22 protein-coding genes are annotated in these 21,669 nt (G+C 38.0%); 13 read left to right on the forward strand and 9 right to left on the reverse strand.

All coding sequences use genetic code 11. The features are described from left to right. Window positions 1-13 precede the first annotated feature (13 nt). From thrC to thrA, 3 genes are read right to left on the reverse strand one after another with little or no spacing between them, the layout of a single operon-like run. Window positions 14-1,369, reverse strand: coding sequence for a threonine synthase (gene thrC, locus WG904_RS03190; protein ID WP_339577836.1), 1,356 nt, complete (start codon window positions 1,367-1,369; stop codon window positions 14-16). Window positions 1,370-1,376: 7 nt separating this feature from the next. Next, complete coding sequence (locus WG904_RS03195; RefSeq protein ID WP_339577837.1) at window positions 1,377-2,306, reverse strand: homoserine kinase; 930 nt, start codon at window positions 2,304-2,306, stop codon at window positions 1,377-1,379. Beyond that, window positions 2,306-4,762, reverse strand: a complete 2,457-nt coding sequence (thrA, locus tag WG904_RS03200) for a bifunctional aspartate kinase/homoserine dehydrogenase I (RefSeq protein WP_339577838.1) — start codon at window positions 4,760-4,762, stop codon at window positions 2,306-2,308. The genes WG904_RS03195 and thrA overlap by 1 nt, the downstream gene beginning before the upstream one ends. 565 nt (window positions 4,763-5,327) lie before the next feature. Here thrA and rsgA point away from each other — a divergent pair. The 3 genes from rsgA (at window position 5,328) to WG904_RS03215 (ending at window position 7,135) form a co-directional block, all read left to right on the forward strand. Further along, window positions 5,328-6,248, forward strand: a complete 921-nt coding sequence (gene rsgA, locus WG904_RS03205) for a ribosome small subunit-dependent GTPase A (RefSeq protein WP_339577839.1) — start codon at window positions 5,328-5,330, stop codon at window positions 6,246-6,248. 84 nt (window positions 6,249-6,332) lie between these two features. Then, window positions 6,333-6,791: a D-aminoacyl-tRNA deacylase gene (gene dtd, locus WG904_RS03210; protein ID WP_339577840.1), complete on the forward strand. Its 459-nt coding sequence runs from the start codon at window positions 6,333-6,335 to the stop codon at window positions 6,789-6,791. A gap of 17 nt (window positions 6,792-6,808) precedes the next feature. Next, window positions 6,809-7,135 (forward strand): nucleotide pyrophosphohydrolase, encoded by a 327-nt coding sequence (locus WG904_RS03215; protein WP_339577841.1) that lies wholly within the window; start codon window positions 6,809-6,811, stop codon window positions 7,133-7,135. A gap of 43 nt (window positions 7,136-7,178) precedes the next feature. Here the strand turns inward: WG904_RS03215 and WG904_RS03220 are convergent, their stop codons facing one another. Continuing rightward, window positions 7,179-7,568, reverse strand: a complete 390-nt coding sequence (locus WG904_RS03220) for an HIT family protein (protein ID WP_339577842.1) — start codon at window positions 7,566-7,568, stop codon at window positions 7,179-7,181. A 106-nt stretch (window positions 7,569-7,674) separates the two neighbouring features. Beyond that, on the reverse strand, window positions 7,675-8,148 hold the full coding sequence (greA, locus tag WG904_RS03225) for a transcription elongation factor GreA (RefSeq protein WP_339577843.1): 474 nt from the start codon (window positions 8,146-8,148) through the stop codon (window positions 7,675-7,677). A gap of 407 nt (window positions 8,149-8,555) precedes the next feature. Between greA and WG904_RS03230 the strand changes: the two genes are divergently transcribed. Beyond that, a complete protein-coding gene (locus WG904_RS03230; protein ID WP_339577844.1) occupies window positions 8,556-10,433 on the forward strand; it encodes a M1 family metallopeptidase in 1,878 nt (625 codons plus the stop codon). 4 nt (window positions 10,434-10,437) lie between these two features. Here WG904_RS03230 and WG904_RS03235 read toward each other — a convergent pair whose 3' ends face one another. The 4 genes from WG904_RS03235 to rsmA are packed head-to-tail and all read right to left on the reverse strand — an operon-like array spanning window position 10,438 to window position 13,849. After that, entirely contained in the window at window positions 10,438-10,911 is a 474-nt protein-coding gene (locus tag WG904_RS03235) for an OsmC family protein (protein ID WP_339577845.1), read from the reverse strand. Window positions 10,912-10,952: 41 nt separating this feature from the next. Then, a complete protein-coding gene (locus WG904_RS03240; RefSeq protein WP_339577846.1) occupies window positions 10,953-11,882 on the reverse strand; it encodes a 2-hydroxyacid dehydrogenase in 930 nt (309 codons plus the stop codon). After that, complete coding sequence (locus WG904_RS03245) at window positions 11,882-13,042, reverse strand: S41 family peptidase (protein ID WP_339577847.1); 1,161 nt, start codon at window positions 13,040-13,042, stop codon at window positions 11,882-11,884. The genes WG904_RS03240 and WG904_RS03245 overlap by 1 nt, the downstream gene beginning before the upstream one ends. Before the next feature lie 21 nt (window positions 13,043-13,063). Beyond that, window positions 13,064-13,849: a 16S rRNA (adenine(1518)-N(6)/adenine(1519)-N(6))-dimethyltransferase RsmA gene (rsmA, locus tag WG904_RS03250; RefSeq protein WP_339577848.1), complete on the reverse strand. Its 786-nt coding sequence runs from the start codon at window positions 13,847-13,849 to the stop codon at window positions 13,064-13,066. A gap of 180 nt (window positions 13,850-14,029) precedes the next feature. On the opposite strand from rsmA, the gene pdxA reads away from it, so the two are divergent. The 9 genes from pdxA to tatC all read left to right on the forward strand — a co-directional run bounded on the left by pdxA (window position 14,030) and on the right by tatC (window position 21,661). Then, the gene (gene pdxA, locus WG904_RS03255; protein ID WP_339577849.1) at window positions 14,030-15,109 is read left to right on the forward strand and encodes a 4-hydroxythreonine-4-phosphate dehydrogenase PdxA; all 1,080 of its coding nucleotides are present in this window, start codon (window positions 14,030-14,032) and stop codon (window positions 15,107-15,109) included. Then, window positions 15,096-15,815, forward strand: coding sequence for a DUF4412 domain-containing protein (locus tag WG904_RS03260; RefSeq protein WP_339577850.1), 720 nt, complete (start codon window positions 15,096-15,098; stop codon window positions 15,813-15,815). The genes pdxA and WG904_RS03260 overlap by 14 nt, the downstream gene beginning before the upstream one ends. 77 nt (window positions 15,816-15,892) lie before the next feature. After that, window positions 15,893-16,417 carry a YceD family protein gene (locus tag WG904_RS03265; RefSeq protein ID WP_339577851.1) on the forward strand — a complete coding sequence of 175 codons (525 nt, stop codon included), beginning with the start codon at window positions 15,893-15,895 and terminating at the stop codon, window positions 16,415-16,417. Between the two features lie 15 nt (window positions 16,418-16,432). Beyond that, window positions 16,433-16,624 carry a 50S ribosomal protein L32 gene (gene rpmF, locus WG904_RS03270; RefSeq protein WP_339577852.1) on the forward strand — a complete coding sequence of 64 codons (192 nt, stop codon included), beginning with the start codon at window positions 16,433-16,435 and terminating at the stop codon, window positions 16,622-16,624. 78 nt (window positions 16,625-16,702) lie between these two features. After that, window positions 16,703-17,641, forward strand: coding sequence for a phosphate acyltransferase PlsX (gene plsX / locus WG904_RS03275; protein ID WP_339577853.1), 939 nt, complete (start codon window positions 16,703-16,705; stop codon window positions 17,639-17,641). Window positions 17,642-17,656: 15 nt separating this feature from the next. After that, window positions 17,657-18,652, forward strand: coding sequence for a beta-ketoacyl-ACP synthase III (locus WG904_RS03280; RefSeq protein ID WP_339577854.1), 996 nt, complete (start codon window positions 17,657-17,659; stop codon window positions 18,650-18,652). Window positions 18,653-18,784: 132 nt separating this feature from the next. Continuing rightward, a complete protein-coding gene (gene accB / locus WG904_RS03285; RefSeq protein ID WP_339577855.1) occupies window positions 18,785-19,252 on the forward strand; it encodes an acetyl-CoA carboxylase biotin carboxyl carrier protein in 468 nt (155 codons plus the stop codon). Window positions 19,253-19,308: 56 nt separating this feature from the next. Then, complete coding sequence (gene accC / locus WG904_RS03290; RefSeq protein ID WP_339577856.1) at window positions 19,309-20,649, forward strand: acetyl-CoA carboxylase biotin carboxylase subunit; 1,341 nt, start codon at window positions 19,309-19,311, stop codon at window positions 20,647-20,649. A gap of 127 nt (window positions 20,650-20,776) precedes the next feature. Then, complete coding sequence (gene tatC / locus WG904_RS03295; protein ID WP_339577857.1) at window positions 20,777-21,661, forward strand: twin-arginine translocase subunit TatC; 885 nt, start codon at window positions 20,777-20,779, stop codon at window positions 21,659-21,661. Window positions 21,662-21,669 lie beyond the last annotated feature (8 nt).

Raw genomic sequence — 21,669 nt, forward strand, 5'->3', positions numbered from 1 at the left:
ATCCATCATAAATTTAGTTTAGTTTTAGTTTTAGTTTAAAAAATGCGGATGGATGTCCGCATTTTTTTTTTAACAAATACGTTTTAAAACTTTCAAAATCTTTCCCCAATTCAGCGTAAACTTCTTCTCGTTCATGAAGCTTGCTTACTTGAACTGGCAATACTGCAGCCAACCCTTCATCAGTTGATAGATAATTAGGAAATTTACACGAATGGGCAGTAGACAAAAATACGTTTGCAAAATCAGAACTTCGATTTTCCGTAGCAAATGCTTTCACCGCCAAATAGGCAATAGCGGTATGCGGACAAGCTACATAATTATACTTCGCATAAATCTCTTTAATCCCTACCAGTGTTTCTTCATCCGTAAAACGGTAGGCCTTTACCAATTCCTGAATAACTAATCGATCTTCTTCAAACAAATCCATAATACGTACCCAATTGCTTGGCGCACCAACATCCATCGCATTTGCAAAAGTTTGAACGGAAGGTTTAGTTTCGTAAATACCACTTTCCAAAAAACGAGGTACAGTATCGTTCGCATTAGTTGCTGCAATAAATCGTTGTACCGGCAAGCCCATTTTATAGGCCAATAAGCCTGCGCCTATATTACCAAAATTGCCACTTGGAACCGAGAATACTACGTTTTTAAACCCTTCTCGCTTTAATTGCGCATAGGCATTGAAATAATAAAAAGTTTGCGGAATTAATCGCGCAATATTGATAGAGTTTGCAGAAGTTAATCTAAACTTGTTATTCAATTCTTTATCAGCAAATGCTTGCTTCACCAGTGATTGGCAATCGTCAAATGTACCCTCAACAGCAATAGCTCTTATATTTTGTCCATTGGTTGTTAATTGTAAGCGTTGTATATCACTTACCTTTCCTTTAGGAAATAAAATGGTAACACGCGTATTAGGAACCCCTAAAAACCCCAATGCCACTGCGCCCCCAGTATCGCCTGAGGTGGCTACCAAAACATCTAGCAACTGTTCGCCATCCCTTAAAAAATAAGCCATTACCCTACTCATAAAACGAGCACCAAAATCTTTGAATGCTAACGACGGACCATGGAATAATTCGAGTACAAAAGTGTGCTCATCTAACTTCACTACAGGAGCTTCAAAATTTACTGCATCATCAATTAATGCCCGTAAATCGTTTTCAGGAATTTCATCTGCTAACAAAGTTGATGCAATTTTAAAGGCAATTTCTGGTAAAGAATAGTGCTCAATAGTATCGATAAATGCTTGATCGAGCCGAGGAATGTGAACCGGCATATACAAGCCCTTGTCTTGTGGCATACTATTAAAAACGGCTTCTTTAAAAGAAACTCGTAAATCGTTATTGTTGGTACTGTATAACTTCATCTTCCTATTACATTACCCTAGGCCCCTCGGCATTAACCGACGATACATAGGCATTACTATTAATATTTAATTTACTTAAATGGCGTTGCTGCGCATCTGTTATTTTCCTTGCAGTAGATTCATCTTTTGTTAAAGCAAAAACCGACGGACCAGAGCCTGAAATCCCAAAACCTACCGCACCATTCTCCATGGCCAACGACCTCAAAATTTCAAAATCGGGAATCAATATCGAACGTACAGGCTCAATTAGCACATCTTTCATGCTTCGTCCAACTAAATCAATATCATTTAAGAACAAGCCACTCACTAAACCTGCAACATTTCCCCATTGCACTACAGCATCTTTAAGTAACACTTTCGCACGAATCATTTGTCGAGCATCCTTAGTGGGTACATCTACCTCAGGATAGACAATAGCTGCAAACAAATTTGAAGGAGTTGGTAGTGATATTACATCTAAAGGATCGTAACTTCGGATCAATACAAACCCACCCAATAACGCAGGTGCAACATTGTCGGCGTGACCATAACCACAGGCTAATTCTTCGCCTTTCATGGCAAATGGGACAAGTTCTTTAGCCGATAATAGATTGCCCATTAACTGGTTAATGGCAAACAAACCCGCCACAGTACTTGCAGAACTTGAGCCTAAGCCACTTCCAATTGGCATTTTTTTATGCAGTTCAATCTCAACACCAACATCGAGCCTGTTTAAATGGCTTAAATAATGTTGCACACTTGCACTTACCGTGTTCTTAGCAGAGTCTAAAGGAAGTCGCCCATCATCTCCCGTAATTCTTAATAAGCGCACACCAGGCTCATCAACCAACCGCATCGTAACTTCATCTCCAGGCTCATTTACAGCAAATCCTAGGACATCAAAACCACAAACCACATTGGCAACGGTGGCAGGAGCGAAAACTTTTATTTCTTTCATTATCCCTTTTCCCCACCTACGTTTATGATATCCGAAAACACGCCAGCAGCAGTAACTTCTGCGCCTGCTCCGGGTCCTTTTACTACTAACGGACGGTCTTTATACCGATCAGTAGTAAACGAGATAATATTATCACTGCCCGAAAGCATATAAAAAGGATGGTTTTCATCAACCATTTGCAAGGTAATCGACGCTTTTCCATCAGCTAACTTCCCAATGTAACGAAGCACCTTTTTCTGACTGGCCGCCTCCTCTTTTAAGGCGGTAAAATAGGCAGCATTAAGTTCAAGTTGTTTATAAAATTCTTCAACCGTAGGCGCTTGCAAACAGGGTTCAGGGAGCATACTTTCTATGCTTACATCCTTTTCTTCAAACTCATAACCTGCATCGCGCGCTAAAATTAGCATTTTACGCATAAAATCTTTCCCGTTTAAATCGTCGCGAGGATCGGGTTCGGTATACCCCTTTTCTTGTGCCTCTTTCACAATTTCGTGAAATGCCGTATCACCTTTAAAATGGTTAAAGATGTAAGAAATCGTACCCGATAAAATCGCTTCAATTCTAGCCACTTTATCGCCACTCATCATTAAATCTTTTAAAGTTCTGATAATTGGCAAACCTGCACCCACATTGGTTTCGTAGTAAAAATCTACGCCATATTTCCGCGCCGTATCTTTAAAAGTTTTATACTGTTCGAAACTTGCCGAATTGCCAATTTTGTTACAGGTAACTACCGAAATACTGGCTTCGAAAATACCTTGGTAAAAAGGTATGGGAAGCGCACTTGCGGTATTGTCTACAAACACACAATTCGGCAAATTCATGGCTTTCATATTCGCCACAAAATCATTTAGATTTGCCTCTTCTCCTTCGGTAGTTAAGGTTTCTTCCCAATGTTCTAAAGAAATGCCGTTAGGCGATAAAAGCATTTTTCGAGTATTGCTAATTCCCATAACTTTTACCTGCAAATCGTTATTCTTTGCTAAAAAAGGCCTTTGAATCAACAATTGTTTAAATAAGGTTTTGCCAATGTTTCCGGTACCCAAGCAAAAAATATGCAATGTTTTATTCAATTCGGCGTAAAAAGCATCATGAACTGCGTTTATGGCTTTCGATAAGTCGGTTTTAGTGATAATTACCGAAATGTTATATTCTGAAGAACCTTGTGCAATTGCATGAACATTTACTCCATTCCGACCAAGTGCATGAAACAGTTTCCCAGAAATACCAGGCGTACGTTTCATGTTTTCGCCCACTATAGCTAAAACAGCAAGCCCGTTTTCTACTTCAGGTACTTCCAGCTTTTTAGCTTGTAATTCGAGATCGAATTCTTTAGCAATTAAAGCAACCGCTTTTATGGCATCATCGGGCTTAACCGCAAAGGTAATACTATGCTCTGAAGATGATTGTGTAATTAAAACAATATTAATTTGCTCGCGAGATAATAAAGAGAACAATCGGCCACTAAATCCAGCCTTTCCTACCATGCCGCTTCCAGCCAAGTTAATAATGCTAATTTCATCAATCGATGAAATCCCTTTAATGGGCAAGGCAGATGGTTTCGCCCCATGGCGGATGTAAGTGCCCTCAAAATCAACATCAAATGTATTTTTAATTACGATGGGGATTTTCTTTAAAAAAGCAGGTGTCATGGTTGGTGGATAAATTACTTTTGCACCAAAATAAGATAGTTCCATCGCTTCGATATAACTTAACTCGGGCAAAGAAAATGCTTTTTTAACCATCCGTGGATCTGCTGTCATCATCCCATTCACATCTGTCCAAATTTGGATTTCGCTGGCATTTAACGCCGACCCTAAAATAGCAGCCGTATAATCGCTACCCCCCCTACCTAAAGTAGTTACCCGTTGGGCATCGTTACTGGCAATAAAACCTGTTACAAAAAGCATTTTACCAATGTGGGTTTGATAAAAATCCTTCACCAAAAAATCGGTTAATTGCATATCTACTTTAGCTTGACCAAAATTGCTATCCGTTTTAATAAACTGAACAGCATCTGCAAAAACCGATTCTGGAAATTGTTGCTTCGCAATATGGCAGATCATAAAGGTAGAACAACGTTCGCCATAACTCAAAACTAAATCTTTTGCTTGTAAGCTTAATTCTTGCAAATTAAAAATGGCCTGCAAAAGCTCTTCCAACTCATTAAAATAGAGCTTAAGCTTAGTAAGCACAGGGTTTTGAGCTGCAGCAGGTAATAATGCTCTAACCACTTCAAAATGCCGATCTTCGATTGTCTTTAACTCTTCGTTATAATCTTTACCTATGGCGGCCTTTTCGGCCATTGCCGTAAGGAGGTTGGTAACCCCACTCATAGCCGACAATACAATTACAGGTCTTTCTGCTTGTTGTTGCTCCTTTTCTAAAATGCTCAATAAGGCGCTGATGCTCTCAATTGAACCTACCGAAGTTCCACCAAATTTTAAAATATTCATAGTCGTATATTATTGCTTTTTATTGTAAATGGAATACATGATCCGGTTAATGATGTTAATTGACCAATCAAGAATTCATGGTATTATCTTAAAAAAAAAGCGCTCCCGATTTTGTCGGAAGCGCTTTTGTATGTTGTGTTTCAATTATACCACTAGCGTTTCCCCATCAGGCCGATGCCTGTTGTTGATGTAATAATGGTAATAATGGTGTAATTAAAAATCATTTCGTTCTTAGTGTAACTTTTACACCGCTAAGTAGGCGATTATTTTTTACAATGTCAAGTATTATTTGAAAATAATTAAAAATTTTTATTGAAAAAGTGATAATAGTATCAATTTACGAATCAATATCCATTAAGCTTGTAATTTTTTCAACACTTATAACCGGCAAAACGGATAGCGCTACTTTTTGAAAATGACAAATAGCAGTGAAATAGTGAACCACATCTTCAATATCAACCGTTTGCATTACAGAGATACTAATAAAGGCGTCAATCGCATAAGCACGTGATAATTTTTAGACGCTTTAATCTGTGTAATCATATTACTACCTTTACCTCCCTATATGCAAGGATTAGTTATCAAATCAACCGGGAGCTGGTATCAGGTTTATGCCGAAGACGGTAAAAATTATGATTGCCGAATAAAAGGTAAATTTCGTATTCAGGGCATCCAAACTACCAACCCCATTGCAGTTGGCGACAAAGTAGGCTTTGAATTAGAGCCTAATGCCCAGACTGGCATAATAGACACGCTACACGACCGTAAAAACTACATTATTCGAAAATCGATTAACCTTTCGAAGCAGGCTCAGATTATTGCGGCTAATTTAGACCAGGCTTTTTTAATTGTTACGTTAGCCTCCCCAAGAACATCTTTGGGTTTTATTGATCGTTTTTTGGTAACTTCAGAAGCCTATAGTATACCAACCTCCTTGGTATTTAATAAATTAGATTTGTTTAGCAAGCAAGGGCTTGAGATTTTGGCCGAATATAAAGCTATCTACGAAAAAATAGGCTACCCTTGCTATGAAGTTTCTGCCCTAAAGGGAACAAATATAGACCAGATCAAAGCGTTATTAAAAGATAAAACGACCTTATTTTCTGGACATTCTGGCGTTGGCAAATCGAGTTTAATTAATGCTTTATTGCCAGGTTTCGAAATCAAAACTGGTGAAATTTCCGATTGGAGCGATAAAGGTCAACACACCACCACCTTTGCCGAAATGCATGCCTTGCCTTTTGGAGGCTATTTGATCGATACTCCAGGCATTCGCGAGTTAGGGATTTTCGACATTAAACCTGAAGAGTTAAGTCACTATTTCGTAGAAATGCGTGATCGCCTAAACCAATGTAGATTTAACAATTGCCGACACGTAAATGAGCCCGGTTGCGCAATAATTAAAGCGGTAGAAAACAATGAAATTGAAGTAAGTAGATACGAAAGTTATTTAAGCATGTACCATGGAAATGATACGAGAGCATAACAGCCGGGCGTCGTTAGTCTTAAGTCTGGAGTTAAATCCAGTAATCGACTCAAAACTGCAGACTCAGTACTAAAGACTAAAAAGATGAGAGCAATATTACAACGCGTAACACAAGCATGCTGTACAGTAGATCAGGTAATTACTGGCGAAATACATGATGGCTTTTTGGTGCTCTTAGGCATTGAAGATGCGGATACGCAGGAAGATATAGTTTGGCTGGCACAAAAAATTGCTAATATGCGTGTTTTTAACGACGAAAATGGGCTCATGAATAAATCCTTGGCGGATATTAATGGCAACATTTTATTAATTAGTCAATTTACCTTGTTTGCCGCTACAAAAAAAGGCAATCGCCCAGGATTCACGAGAGCGGCACGCCCTGATAAAGCCATTCCGATGTACGAGGAAATGATTAAGCAACTAGCAACCTTAATTAACAAAGAAATACAATGTGGTATTTTTGGAGCGGACATGAAAATTAGCCTATTAAACGATGGGCCGGTAACGATAGTGATGGATACGAAAGATAAGGATAATCATTAGGTAGAAAACCCAAAAAAATGACTTTAGAACAAGCACAACAACAGGTAGATGAGTGGATAAAGACCACTGGTGTACGTTACTTTAATGAACTAACCAATACTGCTATATTAATGGAAGAAGTGGGCGAAGTTGCCCGCATCATGTCGCGAAAATATGGCGAACAATCATTTAAAAAAAGCGACGAAGCCGTAAATTTAGCCGACGAAATGGCGGATGTGCTATTTGTCCTCATCTGCCTAGCCAATCAAACAGGTATAGATTTAAATGCGGCTTTTATCAAAAATCTAGAAAAGAAAACCAATAGAGATTCAGAGCGGCACAAGAATAATGAGAAATTGAAATAGTAGACGCAATACCGTTACACACACGGCAGACAACCCGCAACAACTAAAGTTCCGCTTTAATCTTAGCAGCAGCTTCTGCCAACTCCTCCTGACTTGGCTTTAATTTTTCTTTCGCAAAATTCATATCACTTACCGTATTCATCGGTATTAAATGAATGTGTGCATGCGGAACTTCTAAACCTATGACTGCAACACCCACCTTTCGACACGGAAATGCTTTTTTTAGGCCTTTTGCTACAATTTTCGCAAAAAGGGTAATGCCAAAATAGCTTTCATCATCCATATCAAAGATATAATCGATTTCTTTCTTAGGGATAACCAATACGTGCCCCATTGCCAATGGATTAACATCTAAAAAAGCTAAAAAATCTGCCGTTTCTGCTACGATATGTGCTGAAATTTCTCCGCTTACAATTTTTGAAAAAATGCTCATTTTACTTTGTGTTACGAGTTGTGGGTGGTGAGTTGCAAGTTTAAGAGCTTTACATAACATATGTAGGGATATGCCTAGCCCTGCAACTCACAACCTGCAACACTATTTATCTAGAAATTTCTAATATTTCAAATTCAACTTTGCCAGCTGGCACTTGGATTTCAGTTGTATCGCCAACAGATTTACCCAATAAACCTTGTGCAATAGGCGATTTTACGGAGATTTTTCCGGTTTTTAGATCCGCCTCACTTTCGGCCACTAGCTGATAGCTCATGGTTGCTCCATTTTTAAGATTTTTTATCTTAACAATAGATAAGGCTAAGACTTTTGTTAAATCTAACTTCGATTCATCAATTAAACGAGCACTAGATAGCGTAGCTTCGAGCTTTGAAATTTTTGCCTCATGCAACCCTTGCGCCTCTTTCGCCGCGTCGTATTCGGCATTCTCAGAAAGATCGCCTTTATCTCTAGCCTCGGCAATTGCCTTCGAAATTAACTGACGCCCCGTTGTTTTTAAATAATGTACTTCCTCTTTTAATTTATCTAACCCTTCTTGGGTATAGTATGTTATCTCTGTCATCGCTCAACTATTTTATACTAATCCTATAAAAAACAAACAAGACTACATCGGCAATTAGCCTACATAGTCTTGCTTCAACTAAAACGAAGATATAAGGCTATTCTTACAAAAGCAAATATTTGTTAGAAAATTACTGTTTAAGTATAAAGACTAGATAGTTTGGCGGAGCATGCAGAGCAGAGAGCGTTTTGCATGCCTAGAAAATTTAGTTTAAAAACTCCACGCTAAGCGCTCTTTGAAAATCCCAGTTAAATCTGCGTTAAAACCGCAAAACGAAAGAATATGAATGATCTAAGTAAAAATGAAGTTATAAAAATTCTAAAGTGCTCGTAATACCTTATTTTTACATACCAATTAAAAAGTCATGGTAAGGAACATCTTACCACAAAAACAAAAATTATAAACAGATGAAAAGAATTTTTCTACTCATAATTCTATGTATCAGTGTTACAACACTTTTGGCGCAAGAACTTTATATGCCTCGAAATATTAAAGCTGCATTTGAAAAAGGAACTCGCTCAATGGATGGCAAGCCAGGTAAAAATTACTGGCAAAACCATGGTAAATATACTATGGAAATTACCGTAAATCCAGACACCAAGATAGTAAGCGGAACAGAAAATATAGATTATACCAACAATAGTAAAGATACACTGAAATCAATTACCATCCGCTTTGTAAACAACTTACATAAACCAAGTTCACCTAGAGGTGGCGAGGTAAGTGATGATTTTCTTTCTGCGGGATTAACCATTACCTCCTTTGCTGTAAATGAGGTGAAATATAGTCAAGTTACCGGTAAAGGTTGGGGCACAACGGGAGAAGTAAGGTTAAAAACCCCAATTTTGCCTGGTCAAAAAACAAAATTAAACATCGAATGGAACTATCCTTTGTCTAAAGAAAGTGGACGTGAAGGACAAATTAATGCAACAACAATGTATGTTGCCTATAGCTATCCCCGGGTATCCGTTTACGACGATTACAATGGCTGGGACAGATTACCACATACAGACCGTCAAGAGTTCTATAACGATTTTAACGATTATGAATTTTCGATAAAAGCACCAAAAAACTATGTAGTGTATGCCACAGGCGATTTATTAAACCCTGATGAAGTGTTACAGGCAGAATTTGCAGCTAGACTTAAAAAATCGTATAGCAGCGATGAGGTGATTCATATTGCGAACGAACAAGAAATGAAAGATGGTAAAGTGACTGCGCAAAACGAATGGAATACTTGGAAATTCACTGCAAACAATATTGTTGACGTTTGCTTTGCATTAAGCAGTACCTATTTATGGGATGCAGGTAGCACTATCGTAGATGCAAAAACCAACCGAAGGGTGAGTACTCAAGCAGCTTATGATATAAAAGGAACAGACTTTGTTAATTCGGTTAAAAACAACAATTATGCTTTAGCCTGGTTCTCTAACAATTGGCCAGGAGTTCCTTATCCATTTTCTAAAATGACTGCTTTTCAAGGGTTCGCAGATATGGAATATCCAATGATGGTTAATGATTCCCAAGTTGGCAATTTAACATTTGCACAATTAGTGCAGGATCATGAGATTGCTCATACCTATTTTCCTTTTTATATGGGCATAAATGAAACCCGATACGCCTTTATGGATGAAGGCTGGGCTACAACCCTAGAATATTTAATTGGGATTGCAGAACATGGGAAAGAAGCTGCAGATAAATTTTATAAATCTTTTAGGGTTCAACGTTACATTAATGATAAATCTACAGAGGAAGATCAGCCCATCATCTCTATGTCTACTCAATTATCGGGTAGTGGATATGGCAATAATTCCTATGGCAAAGCATCGTTGTCGTATTTAGCTTTAAAAGATATGCTGGGCGATGAACTCTTTAGAACAGCATTACATCAATATATGGATAACTGGAACGGCAAACATCCCATTCCATGGGATTATTTTAATTCGATGAATGCTGGAGCTAAACAAAACCTTAACTGGTTCTTCAACAACTGGTTTTTTAGCAATAACTACATCGATATTGCGGTTTCGAAGGTTACTTCATCTGCCGGAAAAAATACAATCGCTATTAAAAATGAGGGCGGCTTTGCGATACCATTTGATGTGGTAATTACCTATAATGATGCTACAAAACAAACTTTGCATCAAAGTCCAGCCATTTGGAAAACCAACCAGAAAGCTGCTTTGATCAATTTTACAAATAAGAAAAAAATAAAATCAGTTGAGCTAGATGGCGGCATTTTTATGGATGCTACACCAAAAGACAATACTTGGAAAACGCCGTAAATTATTAATTAATCGCCTTGCAGCTTGGAACGTGCTTAATTGGAAAATTTAACGAATTTGCAATAAAGCACATTTTATTCGCTTCTTCATGCAAAGCATTGGCTTGGTCAATTTGCGCTGCATTCGAAATTAGCACTTCGGGCTGAAGGAGAACTTCTTTAAATTGACCGCTGCCATCTGCATTTTCTACCATTGTTCCAATGGCATTATCTTTATATTCCATTACCACAATATCGTTTTTTGAGCAAAGATGCAGATACCACAGCATGTGGCAGGATGAAATAGACGAGAGTAATAAATCTTCTGGGTTATATTTTGTCTTATCGCCTAAAAAAACAGAATCAGATGAGCCTGAAATGGGTTGTTTATTCTCAATAGACACCACAAAATCTCGATCATACGAGCGATAATCCATCGTGCCAGATCCTTTATTACCTGCCCAAACTAAGTTGGTTTTATATTGATGTTCTTTTGCCATATTCAGTTGTGGGTTATGAATTTTAACTGCAATTTATGGAATTATAATTTTAAATCCACTAGCTTTTGCGCCAAAACTTCAGAAATTTTGCGATACGAATCAAAGGTCCACCCCGCAATATGCGGCGTAAGGATAACCTGTCCATTTTCTTTCAATTCTTCGAACCAAGCTTGAGCTCCGAGCGATGGAAATTTCTCGATTTCGAGCACATCTAAACCAGCTCCTAAAATTTTTCCTGTTTTTAGCTGAGAAAGTACAGCCATAGTATCTACAATTTCACCTCTAGCGGTATTGATAAAAAATATCGGCTTTTTGAAATGGAAAAAATACTCCTCATTTACCATTTTTTTGGTTTCTTTTGTTAAAGGAATATGCAAACTAAGTACATCGCTATGTTTTACAATCTCTTCCATGCTTACTTCTCGAACATGATCATCAGAAAAACCAGTTTTATACTTGTCGTAAGCCATAATTTTAACATCAAAGCCTGCTAATTTCTTGGCAAAACTTTTCCCCATAAAACCGTAGCCAATTATACCCACTGTTTTGCCCCTTAGTTCGTAACCCCTGTTCCCTTCTCTATTCCAAATTCCGTTACGGATTTCTGCATCCGCCTTGCGCAAATTATTCATGAGGGATAGCAATAAACCAAGTGCATGTTCGCCAACGGCATCACAATTGCCTTCAGGCGCATTAATTAATTGAATATTTCTTTCTTTTGCCTCAATTTCATCAATGTTATCGAGACCTGCCCCTGCCCTTGCTACAAATTTCAAGTTCGTTGCCGCATCAAATAGCCCTTTATCTATTCGAAATTTAGTACGAACAGCAATTCCAACATAGCTTGCTACACTAGCTAAGGTTTCTTCTCTAGTGATTAATGGTCTATCATCAACTTCAAATCCTAAGGCTCTTGCTTGCTCGGCAAATGCCGGATGGAGATCATCAACAATTAATATTTTCTTCTGCATTACATCTTTCTCTTTATATATTCCTTTACCTGAATAATCCAATCACCACCACGATTATCCAATTTCACATCGGGATCTACACCAATATTTTCATATTTTAACTCTTCTGCTCTCCCGTTCATATCGGTTGGGTAAAACAGAAAGCGACCGCTCGGCAATGCGATTGTTTTACCATAATTACTACCATAGGTAATCATTCCTTTGGTTGTCTCGCCTAATGTTGTGATGTTTTTTCGGCCCCTCAAACGGATCAAAAATTGCTCGGCATTACTTACACTAAACCCATTCTGTAGGATATAAACATGACCTTTGTAGCTTTTCAAAAAGTTAATAAACTGCTGTGACGTTTTATAGGCACCCCCACCGTTATTTCGCACGTCGACGATTAAATTTGAGGCCACAATTTGCGACTTCGTTTCATTGAAAAAATCGGTTGCCTTCTTTACATTATCGTTGTTGGCAGAGAAACTGCTTAACCTCAAATACCCGATGTCTTCCCCCAAATCTTTGTACTCAAAATTCCCAATCCCCTTCTGCAGTTCATTAAAACTTTCGCCTTGCACTTTGCGATAGCCTAAGTCATCAATTCGCCCATTTCTAAACCTTACATTTCTGTAAAGCAGGTAAGGAACCGGTGGATTTAAAAATCGGATGCCTTCAAATCGGGTGGGATCTGTCTGATTTAGAATCGCTTCGACAACTCCCGTGTTTAGATTTTGTAAATAAAAAATTTTGGGCCACTGTTCATAAATAATCGCCTTATTTTTGCCGTTGAGCGAATAATATACGCCAACAATGCTATCGATAGGTTTAGTGGCATATTTTTTTTCCAACTCCACGCTGTTAATTGCCGGTTTTAAATAATTAAACTTATACGAAGAATCTGGCTTACGATAAAAACCTAAATGATTGTCTTTTAAAGGATAAATTAATTTCAATAATTGTTGATAAACAACGAAATCATCTGAAGATTTTAAGTCCTTCCGAAGATTTTCATAAAGTTTTCGGTAAGAATAATCGTTTTTAAGCTGCGCCTTATAAGAAGGCGTGAGCTGAATGGCCTGATAGAGTGCATCTAAATCGGCAATGTTTTGTTGTTCTTGCGCATGCAACTTGGCAACACCTAGCAATAGCAATACTAAAATTAATTTTCTCATCATTTATAGACGAAATTAAACCAGTTAAGGTTGCATCAAAAAACTTAAATGCTGCGTCAAGGCAATAAAATCGGAAACCGATAATTGTTCGGCCCGCTTATCAAAAAAAGGATGGCTATCCATTTTATCCTTTGGAATAGTACCCGATAAGGCATTTCTAAGCGTTTTACGTCGCTGGTTAAATCCACCTTTAACCGTCCGCCAAAACAATTTCTCATCGCAGGGCAAATTTTCCATTTTATTTCTGCTCAAGCGAATAACCCCAGAATTTACCTTTGGAGGGGGATTAAAGGTACCCGGTTTAACCGTAAATAAATATTCAATATCGTAATAAGCTTGAATTAACACACTTAAAATGCCGTATTCCTTCGATCCTTCTCTCGAAGCACAACGCTCGGCCACTTCTTTCTGAAACATACCAACCATTTCTACAACTTGGTCTTTATGCTCTAGGATCTTAAACAAAATTTGTGATGAAATATTGTAAGGAAAATTACCAATTACAGCGAATTTGCCTTGAAATATAGAGTTTAGGTTCAGTTTTAAGAAATCACCACTAATGAGACGCTCGCCCAACTGAGGATATTTTGAAGCCAAAAAAGCTACAGATTCTACATCAATATCAATTAAAAACGTTTCTAAATCTTTTCGTTCTAGTAAAATATCAGAAAGAATACCCATACCTGGCCCCACTTCTAACACCTGATGATAGTGTTCGGTGTGAATAAGGCCATTCACGATCTTCTCGGCAATTTTCTTGTCGGTTAAAAAATGTTGACCTAAATGTTTTTTGGCTTTAACTAAACTCATTAGGGCAAAGTTAAGGTTTTATTTAATGATTTGTTTTTTAACACAGAGAACGCTGAGATTGGCCCAGAGTATTATGAATTAAAATGCTTCCTCTCGCTGTGAAATAACTCTGTGCCCTCGGTGGTAAAACTTTTTTTTCACTCATTTATTCACTAATTTGCGCCAAATTCTTCATTTAGTATGAGCGATAAAGTTAAAATAGGGATAAGCATAGGCGATATAAATGGTATTGGTTTAGAGGTAATTTTAAAAACATTATCCGAAAACAAGGTTCTAGATTATTGTACACCCATTGTTTATGGCAATACAAAGGTTTCTTCATACCACAGAAAGGCATTAGGCTTAAGCGATTTTATGTTTAATGTAATTCCATCAGCGGAGCAGGCTCATGCGCGAAAAGCAAACCTAATTAATTGCTGGGATGAAGATGTAAAAATTGAACTGGGTACAAGTACAGAAATTGGAGGGAAATATGCGCTGCTTTCGTTAGAAAAAGCAACCGACGATCTGGTAAGTGGTGCCATTGATGCCTTAGTTACCGCACCCATTAACAAACAAAATATACAATCCGATACCTTTAAATTCCCAGGACATACCGAATACTTACAAGAACGTAGCGGAAGTAGAGATGTGCTCATGTTTTTGATTAGCGAATCACTACGTGTAGGAGTTGTTACCGGGCATATTCCAATGTTGGACGTTCCTAAATCAATCACCAAAGAAAAAATTGTCAAAAAAATACAGCTTATTAACGACAGCTTAAAGAAAGATTTTTGGATCGAAAAACCCAAAATTGCGGTGCTGGGCCTAAATCCTCATGCCAGCGACAATGGTCTTTTAGGTGCTGAAGAATCAGAAATTATTAGTCCAGCTATACAAGAGGCATTCGATAAAGGCATTATTTGTTTTGGCCCTTACTCGGCCGATGGTTTCTTCGGGAATGGAACATACAAACAATTTGATGCAGTTTTAGCCATGTATCACGATCAAGGACTTATCCCCTTCAAAACCATTGCATTCGAAACGGGAGTAAATTATACAGCAGGATTAAAATTTGTGCGTACCTCGCCTGATCACGGAACTGGATACGACATTGCAGGTAAAGGCAAAGCCGATCCTACCTCTTTTATGGAAGCCTTGTTTGCTGCTGTACACATTGTAAAGTATCGCAGAGAGCAAGAGTTTCTACTTGGCAACCAACTTCGCTCTGGCGGAAAAATTATAGAAACCGCCGCCGATGTTAAGGATGATGCGAATTAAAGCCCTACTTATTAGCCTATTCTTTGTTTGCACTCTCGCAAAAAATTCGACTGCAGAAGATAGGTATGCCTATTATTCAACAAAAGATCAGAGCGGAAGAGCAATAGATATCAAGATGTATGCGAAGAATGGCGATGCTAGAATGGAATTAATCACCGATATGGCAGGGATGAACATAACGATAACAAGCTTAGTGCTTAAAAAGAATCCCGATGAAATAATCACGCTCAATTCATTTTCCAAATCCTATTCAAAAAGAGTAAAACCAAAAATGAAACCAACTACAAAAAGCTATACGATTACTATAGTAGGCAAGGAAAAAGTTGGAATATATAATTGCACACGCGTACGAATAAAGAGCGACGATAAATCTTTTGATACCTGGTATACTAAAGATTTGCCTACGCTTCATTTACCTATTGAAACCAACCAAGCCAACCTAGACAAAAAGTTAATAGATGAACTTGAAAGGAAAGGTATTTCGGGCATGATGGTAAAAACGGTTTATTTTAACCCTGGCACTACTACACCAAAGCTAACGATGCAACTTATGAAGTATGAGACAAAGCCTTTAAGCGCTTCACTGTTTACGGTTCCGGCAGACTACAAAGAAACCAAGGGCAATCCATACACGAACATTAGCCCCGAAAAAAAGAAAGAGATGATGAAGCAAATGATGGAACAGCTAAAAAAGAAACAACACTAATAGAGTCCATTTTTTCTAAAATTTATTTCATTTTAATAAATTTATTCTTACCTTTGCAGGCTAAAATTTAGTTACAATTGAAGGCATTAAAACAATTTTCAATCCCGTTTACAGGCTTAAAATTGGGCAAACATCAATTTGAGTTTGAGATTGATAAAAGCTTTTTTAATGCATTTGAGTACTCTTTGGTAAAAGACGGTGTGCTTAAAGCGATGGTCGAACTTGATAAGCAAGAAACCATGTTAATTTTGCACTTCGAAATTGAAGGTACGATTCAATTGAACTGCGACAAATGTTTGGCTGAGTTTTCTCAACCACTTGAAATTAAAGAGAGGCAGATTGTAAAGTTTGCTGAAGACAATTTAGAAAGCGATGATTTAGAAATTATCGTGCTAAGTAAAAAGGAAAGTGCTTTAGATGTTTCGGAGTTAATTTACGAATTCATTACAGTAGCAGTACCCTATATTAATAGATGCGAACAAGTTGGCAAAGCGTGCGACCAAGAAATGATGGCCACCTTAACGAAATTAGCCAGCGGAAGCGCAGAAGAAGAAGAACAACCTGACGACCCTCGGTGGGCGGCATTAAAAAAATTAAAATAATAATCAAATAAAGCAATGGCACATCCAAAACGCAAGATTTCGAAACAAAGAAGAGATAAAAGAAGAACGCACTATAAAGCAGTAGCTCCTTCTTTGGCAACTTGCCAAACTACTGGCGCTGTACATGTTCCTCATCATGCATACAATGTTGACGGTAACCTATACTACAACGGTAAATTAGTTATAGAAAACACTTCACTAGGATAATTTTCTACTAAAATTTTTGTGTTTCCATTGGTTTAAGTTTAACTTCGAACCTACCTTTATACACGAAAGATTTTTACTATGAAAATAGGTCTCGATATAATGGGCGGAGACTATGCTCCTAAAGCAAATGTTTTAGGAGCAATAGCTGCTCATCAATCTCTTACTCCAAACGAGCAAATCGTTCTTATTGGAGATACCCAGCAGATTAAACCTCTTCTTTTGGAGCAGGGATTCAATCCCGATCACTTCGAAATTCACCATACCGAAGAAGTAATCGGAATGGGCGAACACGCCACAAAAGCAATTCTTCAAAAGCCAAATTCAAGCATTGCTATTGGTTTTCAACTTTTAAAAGCAGGAAAAATAGATTCTTTTGCAAGCGCCGGAAATTCTGGAGCCATGCTTGTAGGCGCAGTATTTAGCGTAAAACCAATTGCAGGTATTTCTCGCCCTTGTTTATGCACCATAGTACCTAAATTAAAAGGAGGTGCTGGTTTACTATTAGACGTGGGTGCCAATGCCGATTGCAAGCCAGATAACCTATTAGAATTTGGAGTTTTAGGGAGCCTATACGCAGAAAATATCATGCAGATTGAAAACCCAAAGGTGGCATTAATGAATATTGGCGAGGAAGACGAAAAAGGAAATATGCTTGCATTGGCCAGTCACCGCTTGATGAAAGAAAAAACTCTCTTTAATTTTGTTGGTAATGTAGAAGGTAGAGATTTATTTAATGATAAAGCTGATGTAATTGTTTGCGACGGTTTTACAGGAAATGTGATGCTTAAATTAGCCGAATCATTTTATGTATTAACCATTAAAAAAGGATTAAAAGACGAATTTTTCGATCGCTTCAACTATGAGAACTATGGTGGAAGTCCAGTATTAGGTGTAAATGCTCCCGTTTTAATCGGACACGGAATATCCAGTCCAACAGCCATAAAAAATATGATTTTCCAGTCTAGAGACATGATTAACACCAGATTGGTAAGTAAAATACAAGCCGCATTCCAATAATTAAAATCAAATAAAATGAACAAAATTCACGCTGCTATTACTGCAGTTCATGGTTATGTCCCAGATTATATCATGACGAATAAAGAGATGGAAACCTTTGTCGACACATCAGACGAGTGGATTACTTCCAGAACTGGCATTAAGGAGCGAAGAATATTAAAGGGAGAAGGTTTAGGCACATCAGATATGGCGGTAGAAGCTGTAAATGGATTACTTAAAAAAAGAGGCATCGGCGCAGAAGAAATCGAATTGATTATTTTTTGTACCACTACACCCGACTATCCATTTCCGGCATCAGCTAACATTTTGGCCGACAAAATAGGTGCTAAAAATGCATGGGGTTACGATTTACAAGCAGCCTGTTCGGGCTTCATATTCGGGTTATCAACCGGCGCACAATTTATCGAATCGGGCAAACATAAAAAAGTACTGGTTGTTGGGGGCGATAAAATGTCGTCGATAATCAATTATCAAGATCGTACCACGTGCATCATTTTTGGTGATGGCTGCGGAGCCGTTTTATTAGAACCCAATGAGGAAGGCTTAGGCGTACAAGATTCTATTTTACGTAGCGATGGTTCTGGAAGAAATTATTTAGGTCAAAAAGCAGGTGGCTCAGCGCGTCCGGCAAGTGCCGAAACCGTAGCCAATAACGAACATGTAGTGCACCAAGAAGGTCAGGCTGTATTCAAATTTGCAGTAACCAATATGGCCGATGTAGCTGCAGAAATCATGGAACGTAACCAATTGACCTCTGATGACGTAACCTGGTTAGTCCCTCATCAAGCTAACAAACGCATAATTGACGCCACTGCTTCGAGAATGGGATTAGACTCTGATAAAGTAATGATAAATATAGAACGTTACGGCAATACCACCAATGGAACCATTCCACTTTGCTTATGGGAATGGGAAGACAAGCTTAAAAAAGGAGATAATTTAATTTTAGCCGCGTTTGGCGGAGGTTTTACCTGGGGATCAGTTTACTTGAAGTGGGCTTACAATAGTTAATTGGTTCATTTGCTCATCGGTTCATTGGGATGTATTGCGCCTAATGAACAATTGAACTAATGAACAATTAAAAAAAAATAATAACTTAGTTAATTCAAAAGACACCAATTTTTTTAACATAACATCAAAAGAATGGATATCAAACAAATTCAGGAACTCATTAAATTTGTTTCTCGGTCGGGCGTAAATGAAGTTGCTATTGAGCAAGAAAACTTCAAGATCACCATTAAAACGAACCAGGCACCAGTTTATGTAAATGCAGCCTTGCCTGCACCAATAGCAGCTCAACCTGCACCACAGGCAGCAGCTCCAGCAGTAGAAACCAAAACTGCTGCTCCAGAAACTGAAGATACTTCAAAATATATCACCATTAAATCGCCAATGATTGGCACATTTTATCGCTCTTCTAGTCCAGATAAACCTTCATTTGCAAACGTAGGCGATGAAATTGCTACCGGTAAAGTTATCTGTATTATCGAAGCCATGAAATTATTTAACGAAATCGAAAGTGAAGTTTCGGGACGTATCGTTAAAGTATTGGTAGATAATGCATCACCAGTAGAATACGACCAACCTTTATTCTTAGTAGAACCTATCTAGTTAGTCGATAGTCTTTAGTCATAAGTCTTTAGCCTAATTACTAATTAAAAACACATATGTTTAAGAAAATATTAATTGCTAACAGGGGCGAAATCGCTTTGCGTATCATCCGTACCTGTAAAGAAATGGGCATTAAAACGGTAGCCGTTTATTCTACCGCCGATAGGGAGAGTTTACACGTACGTTTTGCTGATGAGGCGGTTTGTATAGGCCCCCCTCCTAGTAAAGATTCGTATCTAAGTATCCCAAATATTATTTCAGCAGCCGAATTAACCAATGCCGATGCCATTCATCCTGGCTATGGTTTCCTTTCAGAAAACGCGAAGTTTTCGTCGGTTTGTCGCGATTATGGAATTAAATTTATTGGGGCAACACCTGAGCAAATTAATGGCATGGGCGATAAGGCTTCGGCTAAAGAAACCATGAAAATTGCCGGTGTACCTACCATCCCCGGATCTGAAGGCTTGTTAGAAAACGTAAAACAAGGGTTAAAAATTGCCAATGAAATGGGCTATCCTGTTATCCTAAAGGCAACAGCAGGTGGCGGTGGCCGAGGTATGCGAATTGTTTGGAAAGACGAAGAGTTTGAAAATGCCTGGGATAGCGCACGTCAGGAATCGGGGGCTGCTTTTGGTAACGACGGACTTTATTTAGAAAAATACATCGAAGATCCCCGTCACATCGAAATCCAAATCATTGGAGATCAATATGGAAAAGCTTGTCACCTTTCAGAAAGAGATTGCTCTATTCAACGTCGTCATCAGAAACTAGTAGAAGAAGCGCCATCTCCATTTATGACTCCAGAGTTAAGAGAAAAAATGGGTATTGCAGCCATTAAGGGCGCACTTGCCGTTAACTACGAAGGTGCAGGTACAGTTGAGTTTTTGGTAGATAAGCATCGTAACTTCTATTTTATGGAGATGAATACGCGTATTCAGGTAGAGCATCCAGTAACTGAAGAAGTAATCAATTTCGATTTAATTAAAGAACAAATAAAAGTAGCAGCAGGTATTCCAATTTCTGGAAATAATTACCTGCCAAATATGCATGCGATCGAATGCCGTATCAATGCAGAAGATCCTTTTAACAATTTCAGACCTTCACCAGGAAAGATTACAAATTTCCATTCTCCTGGAGGCCATGGCGTGCGCGTTGATACACATGTATATGCAGGTTATCAAATCCCTGCGAACTACGATTCGATGATTGCAAAATTGATTTGTGTAGCGCAAACGCGTGAAGAAGCTATATGTACTATGGAACGTGCCTTGAGTGAGTTTGTAATTGAAGGCGTTAAAACCACTATTCCTTTCCATTTAAAACTGATGAAAGATCCAAACTTCAGAGCAGGGAACTTTACCACCAAGTTTATGGAAACGTTCGAATTTTCAGAATAAATTACTGGCAAAGCCGATACACTTCGCAGGTACCTGCGAGGTGTATAAAAAATCGATTTTAAGATTTTTATCGTAAATAGATACGAAACACTTTGTGTTTCGTATTTTTGTTTACTAACAAATTTCAATGAGCGACAATAAAGCAAAGGATCTGATCGATTCTATCAAGAAAAAAGGAAAAACACTAGAGGCAGAAATGTCTTTTTTCGACCATATCGATATTTTAAGGAAGCATTTATTAAGAACCTTAGCGGTAGTTACTGTTTTTGTTTGTGCCGCTTTCTATTTCTCAGAATTTATATGGGGAAATATTATCATGGGCCCAAAAAAGGCAGATTTTTGGACGTATAGGATGATGTGTAAACTGGTGGACACATTTCCATCAATCATTCCAAAAGAATTTTGCATTCAAGTTATCGATGCCAAACTCATCAATACAGAAATGTCGGGTCAGTTTACTTTATTGATGAATTCTTGTATTACTGCAGGTCTTATACTAGGTGTTCCTTACTTATTATTTGAGATCTGGTTATTTATTAAACCCGCACTATTAGAAAATGAACGAAAATCGGCTCGGGGCTTTGTTTTTTTCGCATCCGTATTATTTTTTATTGGTGTGCTGTTTGGCTATTATGTTATCTCCCCATTGTCTATTAATTTCCTACTTACGTTTACCGTAGATCCAAGTATTAACAATACCATTACCATCGACTCTTACCTCTCGCTTATTTTAACCTTAGCATTAGGGTCGGGTATTATTTTCCAATTACCCGTAGTTATTTTTATTCTTTCGAAACTTGGCGTAATGACACCGCAGTTTATGCGGAAAAGCAGACGATATGCAGCGGTATTAATCTTAGTGGCAGCAGCAGTGGTAACTCCTACTCCAGATCCTTATACCATGTTAATTGTTGCTTTCCCACTTTTCTTATTGTACGAAGCAAGTATCATGATTTCGGCGAACATTCAAAAGAAAAAGTTAATTGCAGAGAAAGAGTTTTATAAGAATTAAGCGCAACA

The sequence above is a fragment of the Pedobacter anseongensis genome, assembly GCF_037482965.1.
Classification (GTDB): domain Bacteria; phylum Bacteroidota; class Bacteroidia; order Sphingobacteriales; family Sphingobacteriaceae; genus Pedobacter; species Pedobacter anseongensis.